This window comes from Massilia hydrophila (genome assembly GCF_020208145.1).
In the GTDB taxonomy this organism is placed as follows: domain Bacteria; phylum Pseudomonadota; class Gammaproteobacteria; order Burkholderiales; family Burkholderiaceae_D; genus Telluria; species Telluria hydrophila.
In genome coordinates, this window is sequence record NZ_JAHYBX010000012.1 from 109492 (window position 1) to 131709 (window position 22218).

At 65.8% G+C, this 22218-nt stretch carries 22 protein-coding genes, 1 tRNA gene and 1 rRNA gene; 12 read left to right on the forward strand and 12 right to left on the reverse strand.

The genetic code is table 11. The annotated features are described in order from the left end of the window. Positions 1-28: 28 nt before the first annotated feature. From LE190_RS20350 to LE190_RS20360, 3 genes are all read right to left on the reverse strand, one after another. Positions 29-787 (reverse strand): YoaK family protein, encoded by a 759-nt coding sequence (locus LE190_RS20350; RefSeq protein WP_439847500.1) that lies wholly within the window; start codon positions 785-787, stop codon positions 29-31. 103 nt (positions 788-890) lie between these two features. Then, complete coding sequence (locus LE190_RS20355) at positions 891-1235, reverse strand: zinc ribbon domain-containing protein YjdM (protein ID WP_225240420.1); 345 nt, start codon at positions 1233-1235, stop codon at positions 891-893. A gap of 72 nt (positions 1236-1307) precedes the next feature. Next, positions 1308-1383: transfer RNA gene (locus LE190_RS20360), tRNA-Phe, on the reverse strand. A gap of 126 nt (positions 1384-1509) precedes the next feature. On the opposite strand from LE190_RS20360, the gene LE190_RS20365 reads away from it, so the two are divergent. The 7 genes from LE190_RS20365 to LE190_RS20395 all read left to right on the forward strand — a co-directional run bounded on the left by LE190_RS20365 (position 1510) and on the right by LE190_RS20395 (position 10181). Next, a complete protein-coding gene (locus LE190_RS20365) occupies positions 1510-2736 on the forward strand; it encodes an FAD-dependent monooxygenase (protein WP_225240421.1) in 1227 nt (408 codons plus the stop codon). A gap of 17 nt (positions 2737-2753) precedes the next feature. Then, entirely contained in the window at positions 2754-3473 is a 720-nt protein-coding gene (locus LE190_RS20370) for a DsbC family protein (RefSeq protein ID WP_225240422.1), read from the forward strand. Positions 3474-3611: 138 nt separating this feature from the next. After that, entirely contained in the window at positions 3612-4070 is a 459-nt protein-coding gene (locus LE190_RS20375; protein WP_225240423.1) for a (2Fe-2S)-binding protein, read from the forward strand. Between the two features lie 10 nt (positions 4071-4080). After that, the gene (locus tag LE190_RS20380; RefSeq protein ID WP_225240424.1) at positions 4081-6294 is read left to right on the forward strand and encodes a xanthine dehydrogenase family protein molybdopterin-binding subunit; all 2214 of its coding nucleotides are present in this window, start codon (positions 4081-4083) and stop codon (positions 6292-6294) included. 5 nt (positions 6295-6299) lie between these two features. Then, positions 6300-6893, forward strand: coding sequence for a nucleotidyltransferase family protein (locus tag LE190_RS20385; RefSeq protein ID WP_225240425.1), 594 nt, complete (start codon positions 6300-6302; stop codon positions 6891-6893). Positions 6894-6991: 98 nt separating this feature from the next. Beyond that, positions 6992-8812 (forward strand): M61 family metallopeptidase, encoded by a 1821-nt coding sequence (locus LE190_RS20390; protein ID WP_225240440.1) that lies wholly within the window; start codon positions 6992-6994, stop codon positions 8810-8812. Between the two features lie 64 nt (positions 8813-8876). Continuing rightward, on the forward strand, positions 8877-10181 hold the full coding sequence (locus tag LE190_RS20395; protein ID WP_225240426.1) for an amidohydrolase: 1305 nt from the start codon (positions 8877-8879) through the stop codon (positions 10179-10181). 23 nt (positions 10182-10204) lie between these two features. Here the strand turns inward: LE190_RS20395 and LE190_RS20400 are convergent, their stop codons facing one another. The 7 genes from LE190_RS20400 to rpe form a co-directional block, all read right to left on the reverse strand. Next, positions 10205-10693, reverse strand: coding sequence for an energy transducer TonB (locus LE190_RS20400; RefSeq protein WP_225240427.1), 489 nt, complete (start codon positions 10691-10693; stop codon positions 10205-10207). A gap of 88 nt (positions 10694-10781) precedes the next feature. Then, complete coding sequence (gene trpC, locus LE190_RS20405; protein ID WP_225240428.1) at positions 10782-11582, reverse strand: indole-3-glycerol phosphate synthase TrpC; 801 nt, start codon at positions 11580-11582, stop codon at positions 10782-10784. A 30-nt stretch (positions 11583-11612) separates the two neighbouring features. Beyond that, positions 11613-12650, reverse strand: a complete 1038-nt coding sequence (gene trpD, locus LE190_RS20410; protein WP_225240429.1) for an anthranilate phosphoribosyltransferase — start codon at positions 12648-12650, stop codon at positions 11613-11615. Positions 12651-12720: 70 nt separating this feature from the next. Next, a complete protein-coding gene (locus LE190_RS20415) occupies positions 12721-13284 on the reverse strand; it encodes an anthranilate synthase component II (protein WP_225240430.1) in 564 nt (187 codons plus the stop codon). A 1-nt stretch (position 13285) separates the two neighbouring features. Further along, positions 13286-14794 (reverse strand): anthranilate synthase component I, encoded by a 1509-nt coding sequence (gene trpE, locus LE190_RS20420; RefSeq protein ID WP_225240431.1) that lies wholly within the window; start codon positions 14792-14794, stop codon positions 13286-13288. Between the two features lie 192 nt (positions 14795-14986). After that, positions 14987-15685 carry a phosphoglycolate phosphatase gene (locus tag LE190_RS20425; protein WP_225240432.1) on the reverse strand — a complete coding sequence of 233 codons (699 nt, stop codon included), beginning with the start codon at positions 15683-15685 and terminating at the stop codon, positions 14987-14989. Beyond that, complete coding sequence (gene rpe, locus LE190_RS20430; RefSeq protein WP_224948175.1) at positions 15685-16356, reverse strand: ribulose-phosphate 3-epimerase; 672 nt, start codon at positions 16354-16356, stop codon at positions 15685-15687. The genes LE190_RS20425 and rpe overlap by 1 nt, the downstream gene beginning before the upstream one ends. 152 nt (positions 16357-16508) lie before the next feature. Between rpe and apaG the strand changes: the two genes are divergently transcribed. Next, entirely contained in the window at positions 16509-16883 is a 375-nt protein-coding gene (apaG, locus tag LE190_RS20435) for a Co2+/Mg2+ efflux facilitator ApaG/CorD (protein WP_224948176.1), read from the forward strand. Here the strand turns inward: apaG and LE190_RS21860 are convergent, their stop codons facing one another. Beyond that, positions 16884-17015, reverse strand: coding sequence for a hypothetical protein (locus LE190_RS21860; RefSeq protein ID WP_267875348.1), 132 nt, complete (start codon positions 17013-17015; stop codon positions 16884-16886). A gap of 10 nt (positions 17016-17025) precedes the next feature. Between LE190_RS21860 and mltA the strand changes: the two genes are divergently transcribed. Beyond that, positions 17026-18237, forward strand: a complete 1212-nt coding sequence (gene mltA / locus LE190_RS20440) for a murein transglycosylase A (RefSeq protein WP_225240433.1) — start codon at positions 17026-17028, stop codon at positions 18235-18237. A 7-nt stretch (positions 18238-18244) separates the two neighbouring features. On the opposite strand, the gene LE190_RS20445 is transcribed toward mltA, so the two are convergent. Continuing rightward, entirely contained in the window at positions 18245-19546 is a 1302-nt protein-coding gene (locus LE190_RS20445) for an MFS transporter (protein WP_225240434.1), read from the reverse strand. A 76-nt stretch (positions 19547-19622) separates the two neighbouring features. Here LE190_RS20445 and LE190_RS20450 point away from each other — a divergent pair, with 76 nt between their 5' ends. From LE190_RS20450 to LE190_RS20460, 3 genes are all read left to right on the forward strand, one after another. Continuing rightward, a complete protein-coding gene (locus tag LE190_RS20450; protein ID WP_225240435.1) occupies positions 19623-20402 on the forward strand; it encodes an enoyl-CoA hydratase-related protein in 780 nt (259 codons plus the stop codon). A 2-nt stretch (positions 20403-20404) separates the two neighbouring features. Continuing rightward, entirely contained in the window at positions 20405-21694 is a 1290-nt protein-coding gene (locus LE190_RS20455) for a hypothetical protein (RefSeq protein ID WP_225240436.1), read from the forward strand. A 434-nt stretch (positions 21695-22128) separates the two neighbouring features. Further along, a 16S ribosomal RNA gene (locus LE190_RS20460) occupies positions 22129-22218 on the forward strand; the annotation flags it as partial.

Sequence of the window (22218 nt, forward strand, 5' to 3'; positions counted from 1 at the left end):
ATGCACCAGGGCCGGCGCCGGCCCTGGCTCACTTGCGTGCGAGGCGGCGGCGCAGGCGCAGCAGGTCGTCCATCATCGGCACGATCGCCAGTGCGCTCAGCAGCAGCGCGAGCGGCAGCGTCGACAGATAGCCAAGGTGCTTGAAACCGAGCGCGCCGCTCACCCCTCCCAGGAAGAAACAGCCCACCAGCGTGGCATGGATCCGCAGGCGCGCCCGGTTCACCGTCACCCTGCCCGTATCGGCGCGCGCCACGCTGCAAAATAGCAGCTTTCCCAGTTCGATGCCGATGTCGGTGATGGTGCCGGTCAGGTGGGTGGTGCGGATTTCCGCCCTGGACAGCTTGGTGATCACCGCATTCTGCAGGCCCATGATGAAACACAGCAGCATGACGGTGACCGGCACGAACAGGCCTTTCACCGCGGCCAGGCGCAGGCCGAGCAGGCCGAAGCCGAGCAGGAGCAGGGCTTCGAGCAGCAGGGGCAGGGCGTATTCGCTGTGCAGGCGGTACTGGCGCGCATAGCTCACCATCAGCCCGGTGCAGGCCGCACCCATGAGAAAGGAGAGGATGGCGCCGAGTCCGGCGAGCACCGGGCCGTAGCTGCCCAGGGCCAGGTGATCGGCCATGCCGGACACGATGCCGGTCATGTGCGAAGTGTACTGCTGCACGGCGAGGAAGCCGCCGGCATTGATCGCGCCGGCGATGAACGCCAGCGTAAAACCCAGATGGCGGTTGGCATCGGCGCTGCGCCGGTGGCCGGTGAGGCGTCGGGCAAAATGGATTGGCACGGACGCCTACCCCTTGGCTGTTCTACAGGACGGATGCCACTATCTTACTGTATTTGCCGCGATGCAAAACGTGTTTGCAAAAACATCCCGGGCCCCGGTCGGCTCAGCTCTTGCGGACGAATTCCGATTTCAGGCTCATCGCACCGAAACCCTCGATCTTGCAATCGATATCGTGGTCGCCATCGACCAGGCGAATGTTCTTGACCTTCGTCCCCTGCTTGACCACGCCGCCTCCGCCTTTCAGCTTGAGGTCCTTGATGACGGTGACGGCGTCGCCATCCTGCAGCACGTTGCCGGCGGCGTCGCGCCACACGCGCTGCGTGTCTTCCTCCGGGGCTGCGCCCTGGACCGGCCACTCATGCGCGCATTCCGGGCATACGTAGTTGCCGCTGCCGTCTTCATAGGTCAGGGTGGAGCTGCAGGCGGGGCAAGGGGGCAGGGAAGTCATGGCTGGTTCCGGTAAAAATGAAGAGTAAAAACAAAAACGCCAACCCGAGGGCTGGCGTCTTTGTTTGAATCTTGGTGGCCCGGGGCGGAATCGAACCACCGACACAAGGATTTTCAATCCTCTGCTCTACCAACTGAGCTACCAGGCCAAGAGAGGCATGATTATAGCCAGCGATTTTCATCTGCGCAAGCCCCCGCGCGTCGATCCGCCGCCGCCATGGCGCCAGGAAGCGCGAACAGCGGCGCGCTGTTGACATCTCGCTATAATGTGTTTCATGACTACTACCTCCAAGCTCGCCGCCCAGTACCGCAGCGACGTCTGCATCGTCGGAAACGGCGCCATCGCCAAGACGGCCGCCCTCGGTTTTGCCCAGTCCGGGTATAGCGTCACCCTCCTGGTGCCGCCCGCGCGCCCGGCGCCTGAGACGCCGAACGCGTCCGCCGCGGAAAAACCGTGGGACGTGCGCGTGTATGCCCTGAACCATACGGCGCACGACCTGCTCGCTTCGCTCAAGGTCTGGGGTGCGCTCGACCTGGCGCGGGTACAAGCCGTCGATGCCATGGACATCAAGGGCGACGGCGCGCAGGGAGGCAATCTCGGCTTCGACGCCTTCGGCGCCCACGTCGGCACCCTGGCCTGGATCGTCGAGGACGGCAACCTGAACAGCGCGCTGGACGCGGCCCTGAAGTTCGCGGCCAATGTGCAGGTGGTGTCCGGCTGCGCCTGCGACCTCGCCTGCAGCGCGTCGGGCGCGAAGATCGCGCTGGAGGACGGCACCAGCATCGCCTGCGAACTCGTGGTCGGCGCCGACGGCCGCGAATCCTGGGTGCGCGGACAGTGCGATATCGGGGTCGACTACCGCATGTACCACCAGCGCGCCATTGTCACCAATTTCGCCTGCGACAAGCCGCACCATGGCGTGGCCTACCAGTGGTTCACCTGCGCCGACGGCATCATTGCCCTGCTGCCGCTGCCGGGCAAGCGCGTCTCGCTGGTGTGGTCGGCCCCGGAAACCCTGGCCGATACGCTGATGGACGAGTCGCTCGGCGAACTGGCGATCCGCCTGGCCGAATACGCCGAGGACAAGCTCGGCACCCTGCGCCCCTTGCAGCCGGAAGACGTCAAGGCGGTGCCGCTGGCCCTGGTGCGCCCGCATTCGATGGTGGCGCCGCGGGTGGCGCTGGTGGGTGACGCCGCCCACGCGGTGCATCCGCTGGCCGGGCATGGCATGAACCTGGGCTTCGGCGACATCGTCGACCTGCTGCAGGTGCTGCGCGAACGCGAAGACCGGCGTGGCATCGCCGACGAGCGGGTGCTGGCCCGCTACGCCCGCAAGCGCAAGGAAGACGTGCTGCTGATGCAGTGGGCCACCGACGGGCTGGAACGCCTGTTCGGCGCCAACCTCGAGCCGGTGCGCGTCGTGCGTAATTTCGGCTTAAACTTGCTCGACAAATTGCCGGTAATTAAGCGGCGCCTGATGGCACACGCGATGGGCAAGTAATCTATTAAGGAATTGTCATGTTGAAAACCAAGGTCGCCGTCCTGCTGGCGACGGGCCTGCTCGCCTCTTGCGTGGAAGCGCAGAACACCACCGAAGCCACGATCAGGAAGGCGCTCGAACCGCGCCTGAGCGGCGCCAAGATCGAGTCGATCCGCGAAACCCCGTACAGCGGCCTGTACGAAGTGCGCGTCGCCGGGGACATCCTGTATACGGACAAGAAGGGCGACTACCTGTTCATCGGCCACGTCTACGATACGAAGACATCGACCAACCTGACCCGGGTGCGGGTCGAGGAGATCAACAAGATCAAGTTCAGCGACCTGCCGCTCGAGCTCGCGCTCAAGCAGGTGAAAGGCAACGGCAAGCGCCAGATCGCCGTGTTCGAAGACCCCAACTGCGGCTACTGCAAGCGTCTGCGCCAGACCACGCTGAAGGAAATCGACAACATCACGATCTACACCTTCATGTACAACATCCTGTCCGAGGATTCCTTCGTGAAGTCGAAGAACATCTGGTGCGCGCCGGACCGGGTCAAGGCCTGGGACGACTGGATGATCAACGGCAAGCTGCCGCCGACCGCACCAGCCGCCTGCGAGACGCCGAACGACAAGGTGGTGGAACTGGGCCAGAAGCTGCGCATCCAGGGCACGCCGGCGATCTTCTTCACCGACGGTTCGCGCATTCCGGGCGCGATCGACCTGAAGGGCCTGGAAACCAAGCTGCAGTCGCTCAAGTAGGGTGGGCGGGTTTGCCCGCCCACGCGTTCAACACGTGCATGCTCTGCCGCGGTATTCCCGATGATTGAACGCGTGGGCAGCGAAGCTGCCCACCCTACGAACAACATAACAACACGTCGTCCAAACAGGGAGCAGACCATGGTCACACTGAACATCAACGGGCGCGACCTCCAGGTCGACGCCGACCCCGCCACGCCCATTCTCTGGGCGCTGCGCGACAACCTCGACATGACCGGCACCAAGTTCGGTTGCGGCGCGGCCCTGTGCGGCGCCTGCACCGTGCACCTGGACGGCAACCCGATCCGCGCCTGCGTGACGCCGATCGGCAGCGCGCAGGGCATGAAGATCACCACCATCGAAGCGATGGAAAGCGACAAGGTCGGCAAGGCCGTGCAGGACGCCTGGGTCAAGCACGACGTGCCGCAGTGCGGCTACTGCCAGAGCGGCCAGGTGATGAGCGCCGTCGCCCTGCTGCGCACCAACAAGCGTCCGAACGACGCCGACATCGACAACGCGATGAGCGGCAACATCTGCCGCTGCGGCACCTACCAACGGATCCGCGCGGCCATCAAGGATGCCGCCCAGACCCTGGCCTGAGGAGCGCGCCATGAACTTCGACTGGATCGACCGCGCGGCCAGCGCGCGTGCCGCCGGCACCGGCCTGTCGCGCCGCGGCTTCATGAAGGCAGCGGGCGCCGCCACGGGCGGCCTGGTGCTGGGCTTTACCCTGCCGGGCGCCCACCGCTTCGCCCATGCCGCGCAGGCCAAGGTGTACGCGCCCAACGCCTTCCTGCGCGTGGCCCCGGACAACACGGTTACCGTGATCGTCAACCGCCTCGAGTTCGGCCAGGGCGTGCACACCTCGCTGCCGATGCTGATCGCCGAGGAACTCGACGCCGACTGGTCGCAGATGCGCGGCGAGCTGGCCCCGGCCGGCGACGTTTATAAGGATCCCGCCTTCGGCATGCAGATCACCGGCGGCTCGGGCAGCATCGCACGTGGCTTCCTGCAATACCGCGAGATCGGCGCCCGCGCCCGCGCCATGCTGGTCGCCGCGGCGGCCGAGCAGTGGAAGGTCGAGCCGGGCCGCTGCAGTACCGCGAAAGGCATGGTGCTGGGCCCGAACGGCCAGAAGGCGAGCTACGGTTCACTGGCCGAGGCCGCGATGAAGCAGCCGGTACCCGCCACCGTGGTGCTGAAGGAGCCGAAAGCCTTCCGCTACATCGGCAAGCCGATGCGCCGCCTCGATGCGCGCGCCAAGTCGAGCGGGCGCCAGCAGTTCGGCATCGACTTCACGCCGCAGAATGCCGTGAGCGTGCTGGTGGCGCGTCCGCCGGTGTTCGGCGCCAGGGTGGCGAAGTTCGATGCCGCCGCCGCCCGCGCCGTGAAAGGTGTGGTGGAGGTGCTGGAAGTGGAACTGGACCGCGGCGCCCGCGGCATCGCCGTGTTCGCCACCGGTTACTGGCCGGCGAAGCAGGGGCGCGATGCCCTGCAGGCCGAATGGGACACCAGCGCGGTCGAGAAGGTGGACAGTGCACGCCAGCTGGAGGTATACCGCCAGCTGGCCAATGCGCCCGGCGGCAGTGTCGCGCGCAAGGCCGACATGGCGCCCTTGGCCGGTGCCACCCACAAGATCTCGGCGCTCTACGAATTCCCCTATCTCGCCCATGCGCCGATGGAGCCGCTCAACTGCGTGGTCGACCTGAAGCTTGAGGCCTGCACGATCTGGGCCGGCACCCAGTCGCAGACGGTCGACCAGCAGGTGGCCGCCAGCCTGCTCGGCCTCAAGCCGGAGCAGGTGACGATCCACACCATGATGGCCGGCGGCGGCTTCGGCCGCCGCGCGGTGCTGTCCTCGGACTGGGTCGGCGACGCGGTGCGCGTCGCCAGGGCCTGGCGCGCGGCTGGCAAGAGCGGCCCGGTCAAGCTGGTATGGAGCCGCGAGGACGACATCCGCGGCGGCTACTACCGCCCGTCCTACGTGCACCGCGCCGAGCTCGGCATCGATGGGAAAGGCAAGATCGTCGCCTGGGACCACAAAATCGTCGGCCAGTCGATCATGGCCGGCACCATGTTCGAGCAGGGCATGGTCAAGGATGGCGTGGACGGCAGCACGGTCGAGGGCATGGGCCAGCCGTATGCGGTGCCCATGAACCTGCGTGTCGAGGGCGTGAAGCAGAACGTGCCGGTGCTGTGGTGGCGCTCGGTCGGCTCCACCCATACCGCCTATGTGATGGAGACCCTGATCGACGAGGCGGCCCACATCGCCGGGGTCGACCCGGTCACCTACCGCAAGGGCCTGATGGGCGAGAAGCATGCGCGCCACCGCGCGGCCCTCGACCTGGCGGTGGCGAAGTCCGGCTACAGCAGCAAGAAGCTGGCCAAGGGGCGCGCCTGGGGCGTGGCCGTGCACGAGTCCTTCGGTTCGGTGGTGGCCTGGGTGGTCGAAGCCTCGGTGGCGGACGGTGTGCCCAAGCTGCATCGCGCGGTCGCCGGCGTGCATTGCAACCAGCCGGTGAACCCGCTGTCGATCGAGGCGCAGATCCAGGGCGCGGCCCTGATGGGCCTGGGCATGACCCTCCCGGGCGCCGCCATCACCCTCAAGGATGGCGTGGTCGAACAGCAGAACTTCGGCGACTACGTGGTCGCACGCCACCACGAGATGCCGCAGGTCGAGGTGCACATCGTGCCCTCGAACGATCCGCCCACCGGCATCGGCGAGCCCGGCCTGCCGCCGCTGGCGCCGGCCTTTGCCAACGCCGTGTTCCGGCTTACCGGCAAGCGCCTGCGCAAGCTGCCCTTCGACCTGGCTTCGGCCTGACGGGCATGTGCGGCACTTCCCTGGCCGGCATCCTGCTCGCGGCCGGCCGCGGGCGCCGCTTCGATCCGGCCGGCGCGCGCAACAAGCTGCTCCAGCGCCTGCCGAACGGCGAACCGGTGGTCGCCGCCAGCGCGCGCCTGCTGCTGTCCTGCGTGCCGCGCGTATTCGCCGTCGTGGCGCCCGCGGATGGCGGCGTGGGCAAGCTCCTGCGCGCGCTCGGCTGCGAAGTGAGCGTGTGCCCGGATGCCGACAGCGGCATGGGCGCTTCGCTGTCCCACGCAGTACGGCAATCCGTGCGCCAGTCGCTGCCCGCGGACAGCTGGCTGGTGGCGCTGGGCGACATGCCCTGGGTGGCGCCATCGACCCTGGCCGCGCTGCGCGACGCGCTGCTCGGCGGCGCCGGCATCGCGGCGCCGCTGCATGGCGGCCAGCGCGGCAATCCCATCGGTTTCGGCGCCGTCCACCGCGATGCGCTGCTGGCCATGGAGGGCGAGCAGGGCGCGCGCCGGCTGCTGGCGCTGCATCCCTTGACCGGGGTGGCGGTGGACGATCCCGGCATCCTGCGCGACATCGATACGCCGGCCGACCTCGCGCCGTGAGCGGCGCTAGCGCCGGGACATATGCATGTCATTGTTTCCAGTCGTGATCGAATCCGATTACACTGGAAGGATATTCCTGCCGCATGAACAACAATCATATGAAAAAACCTTCGCAGAAAACGCAACCGGCCATCCTCTACACCATCGTGCCGAAGGACCTGGCCGGCCACCTGTTCGATGTCACGCTCACGGTGGCGTCTCCCGATCCGGACGGGCAGGTGTTCGCGCTGCCGGCATGGATCCCGGGCAGCTACATGATCCGCGAGTTCGCCCGCAACATCGTGCGCATCCGTGCCGAAAGCGGCGGCCAGGAAGTGGCGCTCGCCAAGCTGGACAAGCATAGCTGGCGCGCCGCGAAGAGCGCCGGCCCCCTGACCCTGCACTACGAGGTGTATGCCTGGGACCTGTCGGTGCGCGCCGCCCACCTCGACCAGACCCATGGCTTCTTCAACGGCACCAGCGTCTTCCTGCGCGTGCTCGGCCTGGAGGGCCAGCCGCACCAGGTCGACATCCAGCGTCCCGCCGACCCGGCGGCGAAGACCTGGCGCGTCGCTACCGCGATGAAGGAACTGGGCGCCAGGCGCTACGGTTTCGGCACCTATGTCGCGGGCGACTACGACGAGCTGATCGACCATCCGGTGGAGATGGGCGACTTCCAGCTGGCGAGCTTCAAGGCGCATGGCGTCCCGCACGACATCGTGGTCACCGGCCGCGTGCCGAATCTCGACATGGCGCGCCTGCAAACCGACCTGAAGGCGATCTGCGAAACCCAGATCGCCTTCTTCGAACCGCAAACGAAGCGGGCCCCGATGGAACGCTACGTGTTCATGACGATGGCGGTCGGCGACGGCTACGGCGGCCTGGAACACCGCGCTTCCACCGCCCTGATCTGCGCCCGCGCCGACCTGCCGGGCCTGGGAACGTCGAAGGGCGGCGAGCCGGGCGAGGGCTACCTGCGCTTCCTCGGCCTGTGCAGCCATGAATACTTCCATACCTGGAACGTCAAGCGCATCAAGCCGGCCGTGTTCGCGCCCTACGACCTGCAGGTGGAGAACTACACGCCGCTGCTGTGGCTGTTCGAAGGTTTCACCAGCTACTACGACGACCTGATGCTGGTGCGCGCCGGGATCATCGGCGAGCCCACCTATTTCAAGCTGCTGTCCAAGACCATGGCAGGCGTCCTGCGCGGGAGCGGACGCCTGAAGCAGAGCGTGGCCGAGTCCAGCTTCGACGCCTGGAGCAAGTACTACCGCCAGGACGAGAACTCGCCGAACGCGATCATCAGCTACTACACCAAGGGTTCGCTGATCGGCCTGGCCTTCGATCTCACCATCCGCGCCAGAACGAATGGCGCCAGGTCGCTCGATGACGTGATGCGCGTGCTGTGGGAACGCTTCGGCCGCGACTTCTACCAGGGCGGCGGCCGTGGCGTGGGCGAGGCGCAGGTCGAGGCCATCTTCGACGAAGTGGCCGGCGCGCGCCTGCGCACCCAGTTCGAGCGCTGGGTGCGCGGCACCGAAGACCTGCCGCTGGCCAAGCTGTATGCGCCTTTCGGCCTGAAACTGGTGGACGAGCGCAAGAGCGGCAAGCCCTCGCTCGACGCGAACATCGGCCGCGATCCGCTCGGCGCCAAGCTGAGCCAGGTGCACGAGGGAGGCGCCGCCCACCGCGCGGGCCTGTCCGCGCACGACGTCATCATCGCGATCGACGGCCTGCGCGTCACCGGCAACCCGGCGAACGTCGACACCCTGCTGGGCCGCTACCGTGTCGGCGACACGGTGCGCATCCACGCCTTCCGGCGCGACGAGCTGATGGAGTTCGACGTGATCCTGCAGGGCGATCGCGCACCGGGCATCAGCCTGGCGCCGGCGGCATCCGCCCGCAAGGCTGCAGTCCTGAAGCGCCCCAGCAGTATCTAAGCTGTTGTAGGGTGGGCGGGTTTCCCGCCCACGCGTTCAACTCCACCCTGAACCGAGGCCCCGCTTGAAAACCGCCCTGATCGCCGTCCTGCTGCTTGCCACCAGCTCTGCCTCCGCCCAGCTCCCCGCTCCCCTGAAAACCGACATCAACACCCGCGTCAACGCCATGTACCCCTGGCTCGACACGGTGTACAAGGACCTGCACGCCCACCCCGAAATCGCTTTCCAGGAAGTGCGCACCGCCGGTAAGCTGGCCCATGAGATGCGCAAGCTCGGCTTCGAGGTCACCGAAAAGGTCGGCAAGACCGGCATCGTCGCGCTCCTGAAGAACGGCCCCGGTCCGACGGTCCTGGTGCGTACCGAGATGGACGGCCTGCCGATGGAAGAAAAGACCGGCCTGCCCTACGCCAGCCGGGCCAGGGCGATGAGCAATGGCGCCGAGACCTTCGTCACCCATAGCTGCGGCCACGATGTCCACATGGCCAGCTGGCTGGGCAGCGCGCGCACGCTGGCCGAGATGAAGGCGACATGGAAAGGCACGCTGGTCTTCATCGCCCAGCCGGCCGAAGAGATCGTCTCCGGCGCCAGGGCCATGCTGGACGACGGCCTGTTTACGCGCTTTCCCAAACCGGACTACGCGTTTGCCCTGCATTCCTGGCCGCTGGCGCATGGCACGGTTGGTTTCAATGCCGGTCCGGTCTCGTCGAACTCGGATGCGATCGAGATCGTGTTCAGGGGCCGTGGCGGCCATGGCTCGGCGCCCGACAAATCGCTCGATCCGATCCTGGTTGCCGCCCGCTTTGTGGTCGACGTGCAGACCGTGGTCAGCCGCGAGAAGGATCCGAAGGAATTCGGCGTGGTGACCATCGGCGCGATCCAGGGCGGTACGGTGGGCAACATCATCCCGGACAGCGTGCAGGTGCGCGGCACCATCCGTTCCTACAGCCCGGCCGTGCGCGCCAGACTGCTCGACGGCGTGCGCCGTGTGGCGAATGCGTCGGCCGCCATGGCCGGGGCACCGGCGCCGGACGTGCAGCTCATCAGCGGCGGCGCCGCCATTGTCAATAGCGAAGCCCTGGTGAACCGCACCGAAGCCGTGTTCAAGGATGCCTTCGGTGCCGCGAACGCCCAGCGCATGCCGGCCATGACCGCCAGCGAAGATTTCTCGCTCTTCGTCAACGAGGGCATTCCTTCGATGTTCTTCTTCACGGGCGTCTACGACCCCCAAACGGTGCTCGAAGCGGAACGGGAAGGCGGCAAGCCGATCGCCTTCAACCATTCGCCGTTCTACGCGCCGGTGCCCGAGCCGTCGATCAAGACCGCCGCGCAGGCCATGAGCCTGGCGGTGCTGAACGTGCTGGGCCGCTGAAGCCTGGCGGCGCCAGTCGCCGCCTATTGCGGCCCGGCCAGGCTACGCAGCTGGAAGCGGTAGTCGTGGTCGAACAGGAAGGTTTCGGAAAAGCTCATCGCGTGCATGTGGGTCGCCAGCAGGCCGTCGGGCCGGGGCAGCGGTCCGCTGCGCCGCATGGAATCCAGTGCTACCTTTGACGCATCCGGATCGCGCGAGCGCTGTACCTGCACCTCGGTTAATCGCCCATCGCGGTCGACCGTAATGTTGAGCACCACGATCGCCGGCAGCATCGGCGGCAGGCGGCCGCTGAATACGCGCTCCGCATTGCGCGCCAGGACATGCCGGGCGACATCGAGCTTGTAGGCGTCGAGCGTGGAAGAGGGGGCCGCGACCGGGGCCGGTGTCGGCATCGGGTCGATGCGCAGCGTGACGCGCGCATTGGCGGGACTGTCGGGTGGCGGCGACGCGCACCCGCACAGGATGGCAAGCAGGACAGCGCCGTGCGCTTTGCTGCGACGTGAAATGTTCATGGCGGATGAGAGAGCGTTCCAGGTTGGCGCCTCGCGGGCGCTTAACTTCGACGCTGCTCATCCTCCGGAGTTCCCGTCCGGGACGGTGCTAGCCGAACAGCCGCTGCAGTTCCGCGCCCGGCTCCGGCGCCCGCATGAAGGCCTCGCCGACCAGGAAAGCGTGCACGTTCGCGTCGCGCATGCGTTTCACGTCCGCGGGCCCCATGATGCCCGACTCGGTCACCACCAGGCGTTCTGCCGGGATCCTCGGCAGCAGGCCGAGCGTCGTGTCCAGCGACACCTCGAAGGTGCGCAGGTTGCGGTTGTTGATGCCCACCAGCGGGGTCTTTAGTTTCAGTGCCGCAGTCAATTCGTCGCCATCGTGCACTTCGACCAGCACGTCCATGCCGAGGTCAAACGCGCAGGCCTCCAGTTCCGCCATCAGGCCGTGGTCCAGTGCCGACACGATCAGGAGGATCGCATCCGCGCCCATCGCGCGCGCTTCGTACACCTGGTAGTGGTCGACGATGAAGTCCTTGCGAATCACTGGCAGCGCGCACGCCGCACGGGCCTGGCGCAGGTAGTCCACCGAACCCTGGAAGAACTGCACGTCGGTCAGCACCGAGAGGCAGGCCGCGCCGTGTTCGGCGTAGCTCTGCGCGATCGCTGCCGGCTGGAAGTCCGGACGCAGCACGCCTTTCGAGGGCGAGGCTTTCTTCACTTCCGCGATGATCCCGGCCTGGCCGGCAGCGATCTTGTTGCGCAGGCTGTTCTCGAAACCGCGGATGGCGCGGCGTGCTTCCAGGTCGCTTTCCACCTCGCGGCGCAGGCTGGCCAGATCGCGCGCCTTCTTCGCCGCGGTCACTTCGTCGGCCTTGACGGCCAGGATCTTGTTCAGGATGTCGGACATGGGAACCTTAGTGTTGCAGGGAGACGAGCATTAGTGATTTCCTGCCAGCTGGCGGCTTACCTGCACGAATTGCTCGAGCTTGGCCAGGGCCGCGCCCGACGCGATCGTGGCACGCGCTTTCGCCAGGCCTTCCTCGATCGAGGCCGCCACCCCGGCCGCATACAGGGCGGTGCCGGCATTCAGGGCCACGATGTCGCAGGCCGGTCCCGGTTCGCCGCGCAGCGCTTCCAGCACGCGCGCTTTCGACTCCGCGGTATTCGCCACTTTCAGGTTGCGGCTCGAGACCATCGCCATGCCGAAGTCTTCCGGATGGATCTCGTATTCGCGGATCTCGCCATTGACGAGTTCACCGACCAACGTACCGGCGCCGAGCGAGACTTCGTCCATGTTATCGCGTCCCCAGACCACCAGCGCATGCTGGGCGCCGAGGCGCTGCAGCACCCGCACCTGGATGCCGACCAGGTCGGGGTGGAATACGCCCATCAGGATGTTCGGCGCGCCGGCCGGGTTGGTCAGCGGCCCCAGGATATTGAAGATGCTGCGCACGCCCAGCTCGCGCCGCACCGGCGCCACGTGCTTCATGGCGGCATGGTGGTTCGGCGCGAACATGAAGCCGATGCCGGTCTGGGCGATCGACTGGGCGATCTGCTCGGGTTTCAGGTCGATCTGGGCGCCGAGCGACTCGATCAGGTCGGCGCTGCCGGAGGACGAGGACACGCTGCGCCCGCCATGCTTGGCCACGCGCGCCCCGGCGGCTGCCGCCACGAACATCGAAGCGCTCGAGATATTGAATGTATGGGCGCCGTCGCCGCCGGTGCCGACGATGTCGAGCAGGCCGGTGGTATCGGCCATCGGCACCTTGGTCGCGAATTCGCGCATCACCTGCGCGGCAGCGGTGATCTCGCCGATGGTTTCCTTCTTCACGCGCAGGCCCACGGTCAAGGCCGCAACCATGGTTGGCGACATCTGGCCCGACATGATCTCGCGGAACAGGTGCAACATCTCGTCGTGGAAGATTTCTCGGTGTTCGATACAGCGCAGCAGGGCTTCTTGTGGGGTGATCGGCATGGCGGTTCCAGTAGGGCTAGACGTGATGGGGACGCATTCGCCGCGGCCGCGGCGAATGCGTGAAGGCGCATCAGCGCGCCAGGAAGTTCTTCAGCAGCGCGTGGCCGTGTTCCGACAGGATCGACTCGGGGTGGAACTGCACCCCTTCGATGTCGTAGTCCCGGTGGCGCACACCCATGATCTCGCCGTCGTCGGTCCATGCCGTCACCTCCAGGCAGTCCGGCAGCGACGCGCGTTCGATCGCCAGCGAGTGGTAGCGGATCACGGTGAAGGGGCTCGGCAAGCCCTTGAAAACGCCTTCGCCGGTGTGGGCGACGAGCGAGGTCTTGCCGTGCATGACCTGCTTGGCGCGAATCACCTTGCCCCCGAACGCTTCGCCGATCGCCTGGTGGCCGAGGCACACGCCCAGGATCGGCAGCCTGCCCTTGAACGCGCGCAGGATGTCGAGCGAGATACCGGCATCGCGCGGCGCCTTCGGTCCCGGCGAGATGCAGATGCGCGCCGGCGCCATGTTTTCGATGTCGTCCAGGGTGATCTCGTCGTTGCGCACGGTGCGCACGTCCTCCCCCAGCTCGCCGAAGTACTGGACCAGGTTGTAGGTGAAGGAATCGTAGTTGTCGATCATGAGCAGCATGTCAGAACTCTCCATCCAGGCCGTCCTGCACCTGTTCGGCCGCGCGCAGCACGGCTCTCGCCTTGTTTTCCGTTTCCTGCCATTCCATCTCGGGGATGGAATCGGCCACGATGCCGGCCGCGGCCTGCACGTACAGGTTGCCGTCCTTGATCACGCCGGTGCGGATCGCGATCGCCACGTCCATCTCGCCGCCGAAGGACAGGTAACCGCAGGCGCCGCCGTAGATCCCGCGTTTCACGGGCTCGAGTTCGTCGATCACTTCCATCGCGCGCACCTTCGGCGCGCCGGTAAGCGTGCCGGCAGGGAAGGTGGCGCGCAGCACGTCGAGGTTCGACATGCCGTCCTTCAGCCGGCCTTCGACGTTGGAGACGATGTGCTGCACGTGCGAGTATTTTTCGATGACCATGCGGTCGGTCACCTTGACGCTGCCGGTCTGCGCGATGCGGCCGATGTCGTTGCGCGCCAGGTCGATCAGCATCACGTGCTCGGCGACCTCCTTCGGGTCGGCCAGCAGTTCTGCCGCCAGCTCGGCATCGCGTTCGGGTGTGGCGCCGCGCGGGCGGGTGCCGGCGATCGGGCGCAGCGTGACCTTCTTGCCATTCTCGTTGCCAGCACCTTGCAGGGCTTCGTTGCGCACCAGGATCTCGGGCGAGGCGCCGACGATCTGCAGGTCGCCGAAATCGTAGTAGTACATGTAGGGTGAAGGGTTCAGCGAACGCAGCGAGCGGTATAGCGACAGCGGCGAATCCACGTAGGGCTTGCGGATGCGCTGGCCGATCTGCACCTGCATCAGGTCGCCCGCCATCACATACTCGTGGGCCCGGGCGACCGCCTTCAGGTAGTCTTCCTTTGAAAAATCGCGCACCGCTTCGGTCCGCACCGAGCTGGATGTCACGGGCGCGTCGACGCTGCGGCGTAGCATCACCCGCAAATCCTTCAGGCGCTGGCGTGCACGCGCATAGGCTTCCGGCTGGGACGGATCGGCATACACGATCAGGTACAGCTTGCCGGACAGGTTGTCGATCACCGCCAGCTCTTCGGTCAGCATCAGCTGGATCTCCGGCAGGCCGAGTGTGTCCGGCGGGCAGCCGTGTTCCAGCTTGCGCTCGATGTGGCGCACCGTGTCGTAGCCGAAGTAGCCGGCCAGGCCGCCGCAAAAGCGCGGCATGCCGGGACGCAGCGCCACCCTGAAGCGCGCCTGGAACTGTTCGATGAAGGCGAGCGGGTCGCCCTCGTGGGTCTCGACGACCTCGCCGTGCTTGAGGACCTCGGTGCGCTTGCCGGTATTGCGGATCAGGGTCGATGCCGGCAGGCCGATGAAGGAATAGCGTCCGAAGCGCTCACCGCCGACCACCGACTCGAGCAGGAAGGTATTCTTGCCGGCCTGCTGGGACTGGGCCAGCTTCAGGTACAGGGTCAGCGGGGTTTCCAGATCGGCGAAAGCTTCGGCGATCAGCGGAATGCGGTTGTAGCCCTGGCTGGCCAGCGAGCGGAATTCGAGTTCGGTCATGCTTTTCTCCAGACCGCCCGGGAGAGGGAAGGGCGGTGGTTCACTTCAAAAAACCTGCCGATGGACGAAGTCCGCCGGCAGCAATCGATACGGGTCAGTTAGCCCAGGATTGCCAGCGTCGCCACAGCCAGGCCTCAAGGGCGCCGGTCTGGTTGACAGTGTGTTTTTTGGTGAAAAACATGTATAGATGACTTAAGTTGCGGTGGTGTTATGCACAGATATCAGCTTGGCTGCTTCGAGCAGCGAATCCACTATACCATCGGAATTGATTTCTTGTATAGGCCGTCCGTGGTTATAACCATATGGCACGGTGAGCACATGGCAGCCCGCGGCGCGCGCCGCTTCGGCGTCGTTCGAGGAGTCGCCGATCGCCACGACCTGCGAAGGCGGCAGGTCGAACGCGGTGCACACGCCGAGCAGCGGCATCGGGTCCGGCTTCTTCTTCGGGAACGAGTCGCCGCCGTAAACCAGCTCGAACCAGGGCGCCAATCCTTTTTGCGCCAGCAGCGGCGTGGTGAAGGCCATCGGCTTGTTGGTCACGCAGGCCAGGCGCAGGCCGTGCGCCTTCAGTGCGGCCAGCCCCTCGAGCACGCCAGGGAAGAGCGTACTGCGATCGCCGTTGATGGCAAGATAGTGGCGCTGGTAGCCGTCCAGCGCTTCATCGAAGACGGCGTCCACGCGCGCCGCGTCCCAGTCGAGCAGCAAGGCATCGCGCACCAGCTTCTCGGAGCCCTTGCCGACCAGCGGCTTGATGGTGTCCTGCGTGATCGGGCCCAGGCCCAGGTCGGCGCGCATGCCGTTCAGTGCCGCCTCGAAGTCGGGCACCGTGTCGAGCATGGTGCCGTCCAGGTCGATGATGGCGGCCCGGATGCCTGCTGCGCCGGCCCGCATTATTTGCCGACCTTGGCCAGTTCGGCGCGCATGGCGTCGATCACGGCCTTGTAGTCCGGCTTGCCGAAGATGGCCGAACCGGCGACGAAGGTGTCGGCGCCCGCGGCTGCGGCTTCGGCGATGTTCTCGGCCTTGATGCCGCCGTCGACCTCCAGCATGATGTCGCGCCCCGATTCGTCGATCATGCGGCGCGCCATGGCGATCTTCTTGAGCGCCTGGGGGATGAAGGACTGGCCGCCGAAGCCCGGGTTTACCGACATGATCAGGATCATGTCGATCTTATCCATCACGTGCTCGAGATAGTGCAGCGGCGTGTGCGGGTTGAACACCAGGCCGGCCTTGCAGCCGTGGTCGCGAATCAGCTGCAAGGTGCGGTCGATGTGCTCGGAGGCTTCCGGGTGGAAGGTGATGATGTTGGCGCCGGCCTTGGCGAAGTCCGGGATGATGCGGTCGACCGGCTTGACCATCAGGTGCACGTCGATCGGCACCTGCACATGCGGACGGATCGCCTGGCATACCAGTGGGCCGATGGTCAGGTTCGGGACGTAGTGGTTGTCCATCACGTCGAAGTGGATGATGTCGGCGCCGGCGGCGACGACATTGCGCACTTCCTCGCCCAGGCGGGCGAAATCGGCGGACAGGATGCTGGGAGCGATGCGGTAGGTGGTCATGGTGAGGTGCAGGTAAGGACGAAGCCCGTATTCTACGCCCATGCAGGGCCAGGCTGCAGCGCCGGCGGCGCCGCGCGGCGGCGGTGCGGAGTATGATTGCCCTTTGCGCCATATGGCGCCCGCCTACCATTGACGATCACGCAAGGAATACCATGCCCGCCTATGAATTCGCTGTCCAGGTCAGGACCCAGTACCTGCCGGAGCAGTCCAACCCGGACCGCGACCAGTACGTGTTCAGCTACACCATCACGATCCAGAACACGGGCAGCATCGCGGCCCAGCTGATCTCGCGCCACTGGGTGATCACGGATGCCAGCAACGCGACGCAGGAAGTGCGCGGCCTGGGCGTGGTCGGTCACCAGCCGCTGCTGCAGCCGGGCCAGCAGTTCGAGTACACCAGTGGCACCCAGGTAGGCACGCCGCAGGGCTCGATGTATGGCGAATACTTCTGCGTGGCCGAGGATGGGCACCGCTTCGAAGTGCCGATCCCGGAATTCGTGCTGGCGCAGCCGGGCGCGCTGCACTGATTATTGCTTGTTATCGCGCTCTTCCTGTACCGGGTCCTCGGGCACGTCCTTGCGTCCGGCGAACATGGTCCACCACACGATAAAGACCAGCAGGAACAGCGCCACCCCAGCTTCCACCATCAAGATCCACATATCGGTCCTTATGCTTTCAACACGCCGCAGTGTAACCGCTTCGCTTGTCCTCGTCTCGCTGCTGGCAGCCTGCTCGACCACGCCGCCGCCGGCACCGGTGCGCATGCCGGCGCCGGTCGGTCCGGTCTATGTGCCGGAGCAGCCCACGCAGCCGGTGATGCCGGTGCAGCCGCCGGCGCTGGCGCCCCTGATGACGCCGACCACTTTCAGCGCCCTGCCTGGGTGGGAACAGGACGACCTGCGCCAAGCCTGGCCGGCGCTGCTGCAATCCTGCCGTGGCCTGGCCAGCAAGCCTGAATGGAAGGCCGTGTGCGTCGCCGCGCGCGCTACCGACGCCGCCGATGGCGCTGCGGTACGGCGTTTCTTCGAATCCTGGTTCGTGCCCAATCTGGTACGTGCCGCCGATGGAGCCGACACCGGCCTGATCACGGGTTACTACGAAGCGATGCTGTACGGCGCCCGCAAGCGCGGCGGTGCATACCAGACGCCGCTCTACCGGGTGCCGGACGACCTTCTCACTGTCGACCTGGCCAGCGTCTATCCGCAGCTGAAGGGTATGCGTTTGCGCGGGCGCCTGTCGGGCAAGACCGTGGTTCCGTACAGCACCCGCGCCGAGATCGCGCGCGCGCCCTTCGCCGGTAAGGAACTGCTGTGGGTGAACGACCCGGTCGAAGCCTTCTTCCTCGAGGTGCAGGGCTCGGGCCGGGTACAGTTGGAAGGTGGCGAGACCGTGCGCGTGGCCTACGCCGACCAGAACGGCCATCCCTACAAGACGATCGGCCGCTGGCTGGTGGAGCAGGGCGAGCTCACCGCCGAGCAGGCCACGGCCCAGGGCATCCGCGCCTGGATCGCCGCCAATCCGGCGCGGCGCCAGGAGCTGTTCAACGTCAATCCCAGTTACATCTTCTTCCGTGAAGAGAAGCTGCCCGATCCTTCTCTCGGTCCGAAAGGCGCGCTTGGCGTACCGCTCACCCCTGGGCGCTCGGTGGCGATCGACCCGTCCTTCATCCCGCTCGGCGCGCCGCTGTACCTGGCGACGACCGAAGCCGGCAGCGAACTGCCGCTGCAGCGCCTGATGATGGCGCAGGACACCGGCGGGGCGATCCGCGGTGCGGTGCGGGCCGACTTCTTCTACGGCTTCGGGCCGGAGGCGATGGACAGGGCGGGCAAGATGAAGCAGCGCGGCACGGTCTGGGTGCTGTTGCCGCGATCCTCACCCTAAGGCGCGCTTACCCTTTCGTTTCCTTCAGACGCGTTCCGAATACCCCGCCTGCCGCCAGCAGGACGGCGCCGGCGGCAATCCATCCCAGGCCGGCACGCACGCCGAAAGCCTCACCCAGTGCGCCAGCCAGCAAGGCGCCGAGCGGCGCGGCAGCCACCGTGAGCGCGCGCATTGTCGCTACCATCCGGCCCAGCACCGCGTCCGGGGTCACGCGCTGGCGCAGGGCAATGTAGGGCACGAAGAACAGCGTGGCGCCGCAGTCGAGCCAGAACACCACGATGGCGTAGGCGGCCACGGTCCAGGCGGTGCTGCCGAACAGCGCGGCCGGAATGGTCGGAACCATGGCGAAACCGAGCGCCGACACGACCAGGCCGACCAGGATGCCGCCGCCGGTACCGAAACGCTTCGACAGAGGCTTGACCAGCAGCGATGCTGCCAGAACGCCCAGTCCTCCCAGCATGTTGGCCAATCCCATGGTCCCTGGCGTCATCCCGAGCACGCGGGTAGCGAACAGGATGTGCAAGGCGGTATAGCCATAGAACAGCAGGTGCCAGCAGGCCGACACCCAGGCCAGGGTGCGCAGCAGCGGCTGGTGCCAGACGAAGGCGAGGCCTTCCTGGATGTCGCGCAGCGGATGCGCGTTCGAGGCCGGCGGCTGCGGTTCGCGCGCTCGGATGCGGCGCAGGTTGAGCAGCGAGACGATGAAGCCGGTTACATTGCACAGGATGGCGATCGGGGCGCCCAGCAGCTGTATCAGTCCGCCCGCCATGCCCGGGCCGACCACGCGCGCTGCCGATTCCGTGGCCGCAAACTTCGATTGGGCGTCGACCAGGCCGTCGCGCCCGACCAGGAAGGTCAGGAACACCTGCTCCGCGCTGCCGCCCACCACGTGCCCGGCGCCGATCACGAAGCCCACCGCATACAGCCAGCGAATGGTGAGCATGTCGAGCCACCAGGCCAGCGGCACGGTGACCAGCGCGAACGCTACCACAGCATCGCTCGCCATCATCACCGGCAGGCGGCGGCAGCGGTCCAGCAGCACGCCCGAGGGCAGGCCGAACAGCAGGAAGGGCAGGGCTTCGAAGGCGGCCAGGGTGCCCATCTGCGCCGGCGTGGCATGCAGCATCAGGACCGCGCAGATCGGCAGGGCCAGCAGCGTGATCTGGGCGCCGAAGTGGGCCAGGATGCTGCTGAACCAGAAACGGCGGAAGTCGGCCTTGCGCATTACCGAGTCGGCGGAAATGCGCTGCCGGAGCCAGTGGGTGACGAAGGCTGGAATGGTGGTCTCGCGCAGAATATTGCTGAACAAATAATCATACCCGTGTTCCGCATGGCGCGAGACGCTACAATCCCGGCAATCCTTTCAAACCTCACAAGGAACGTCCATGGAATATGCAGATCTGCTGATCGAAAACCACGGCAAGGTTGTCGTGATCCGCCTGAACCGTCCAAAGGCGATGAATGCGCTGAACGACAACATGATGAACGAGCTGGGCGACGCCCTGTACAAGTTCGACGCCGATCCGGCGGTCAACGTCATTGTCCTGACCGGCAGCGACAAGGTATTCGCGGCCGGCGCCGACATCGCGGCCATGGCGAACTACACCTATGCGGCAGACACCTACCCTGGCAACTACATCGGCCGCAACTGGGAGCACATCCTGAACATCCGCAAGCCGGTGATCGGCGTGGTGTCGGGCTACTGCCTGGGCGGCGGCTGCGAGCTGGCCATGATGTGCGACTTCCTCATCGCCGCGGAGAACGCCAAGTTCGGCCAGCCGGAAATCAAGGTCGGCGTGACCCCAGGCGCCGGCGGCACCCAGCGCCTGCCGCGCGCGATCGGCAAATCGAAGGCGATGGACCTGCTGCTCACCACCCGCATGATCGACGCCGCGGAAGCCGAGCGCACCGGCCTGGTGTCACGTGTCTATCCCGCAGAGAGCGTGATGGAAGAAGCGATCAAGATCGCCCAGGGCATCGCCGACATGCCGGTCTCGGTCGCGATGCAGATCAAGGATTGCGTCAACCAGGCTTACCAGATGCCGCTGAGCGAAGCCGTGCGCTACGAGCGCCGTTACTTCCACGCCGGCTTTGGAACGCCGGCCCAGAAAGAAGGCATGTCGGCCTTCCTCGAGAAGCGCAAGCCGAATTTCGAAGGAAAGTGAACATGCGGCCCGGTGTCCGCTTGTGGAAATGCGTGCTGGTGAACGCGCTGATGTGCGCTCTGGCAGGACCCGCGTCCGCAGCGGCGGCGCCGGACCAGAAGACCACGTATCTTGCGCCCTTGCGCGCCGCGGAAGAAAAGATTGGTGCGCTGGACGACTTCCACAGGCTCGGCCAGCTGTCGGCGGCCGAGCGTAAAACACTCGAAGAAACGAAGGGCCGGTATCTCCAGATGCTCGGCACCTACCTGACCAATGCCGGCGACGCCGATGGCGCCGCCCGTGCATTCGGCTGGTGGACCCAGCTCTTCATGGCCGAGCGCACGGCGCAGCTTCCGAACGGCGCCCTGGCGGGCGCCACAGCCCAGGACGCGATCGAGGCCATCGTCGCTCAGGCGCGCAACCATCAGGTCGTGATCCTCAACGAGGCGCATCACGTACCCCAGCACAGGGTGTTTGCCGCTCGCCTGGCGCGCGAGCTGCGCAAGCTCGGATTCGACTACCTCGCCTGCGAGACATTGGACGCCGGGGTGATGGCGCCGCTGGCCAATGGCAGGGTCGAGAAGCATGCCGGCTTCTATTCACGCGAGCCGATGTACGGCGAATTCCTGCGCAGCGCCTTGCTCGACAAATGGAAGATCGTCAGCTACGACACGGGCGGACCGACAGGCGAGAGCGACATGGTGAAGCGGATGCGCCTGCGCGAAGAGGAGGGGCTGGAGAACCTCCTCCAGCGCATCTTCGACAGAGATCCGCAAGCGAAGGTGTTTATCTATGTCGGTTATGACCACGCAGCCGAACGGCAGATCCCTGGCAGATCCATTCCCTATCCCATGCTCGCGGAGATCCTGGCGAAACGCCTGGGAACCGATCCCCTGACAATCGACCAGGCGACGATGTTCGCCTATCCCGAGCGCGCGGCCGAGCATCCGCTCTATCGCACGGTGCTCGGGCGGTTTGCGCGGTCCAGGCCCTTTGTACTTGCGGGCCCGGAGAGCGGCTACGAAGTGATCGGGTCGAGTCGCGGAAGGGTCGATATGCAGGTTGTCCACCCGGATGAGGTCAGGATCGTGGAAACGGGACGACCGCTGTGGATGGCGACGCAGGCCGGGTTGTCGCCGCAGGCAGTGCCGGGCGAACTCTTGCCAGCGAAGGGGCGGCGACTGATCCAGGCCTTCCATATGGAGGACGGTCCTGAAGCGGTTCCTGCCGATATGGTGATGGTCGAGGCGGGCAAGAAAGCGCCGATGCTGATGCTGCCTCCTGGGCAGTACCGCTACGCTTTCGAAGAGTAATCATTTTTTAGCCAGCCACTTGCGCAGCACCGACGTGCTTTGCTATAGTTCGCCTCCGCTTCGGCAAGGACCGAAAACGTTAACGTAATCAAGTGCTTACGTTAGAAAGGTCCGCAGAGAAATCTGCAACGAAGCGAACGAGGGGTTGACGGTTCTAGCGAAACACTGCATAATCTCACTTCTCTGCTGCTGACGAACACAACGCTTCGCACAGTGCAGCAAGGTAGTACGGAACACTGGTTCTTTAACAATCAACAGTCGATAAGTGTGGGCGTTTGATGAAGGTGCCGGCTGGGTTCGCTCAGCTGCATACTTAAATTATCAAATGTTCACAAAAGTATTAAGCGTTGCTCAGCAATGAGCGACGGTCAGTATCTTGAGTGAGCGACCCGGCAGCAATGCCGGTGACACGAAAGTGTCAACAAACAGAGATTGAACTGAAGAGTTTGATCCTGGCTCAGATTGAACGCTGGCGGCATGCTTTACACATGCAAGTCGAACGGCAGCACGGGCTTCGGCCTGGT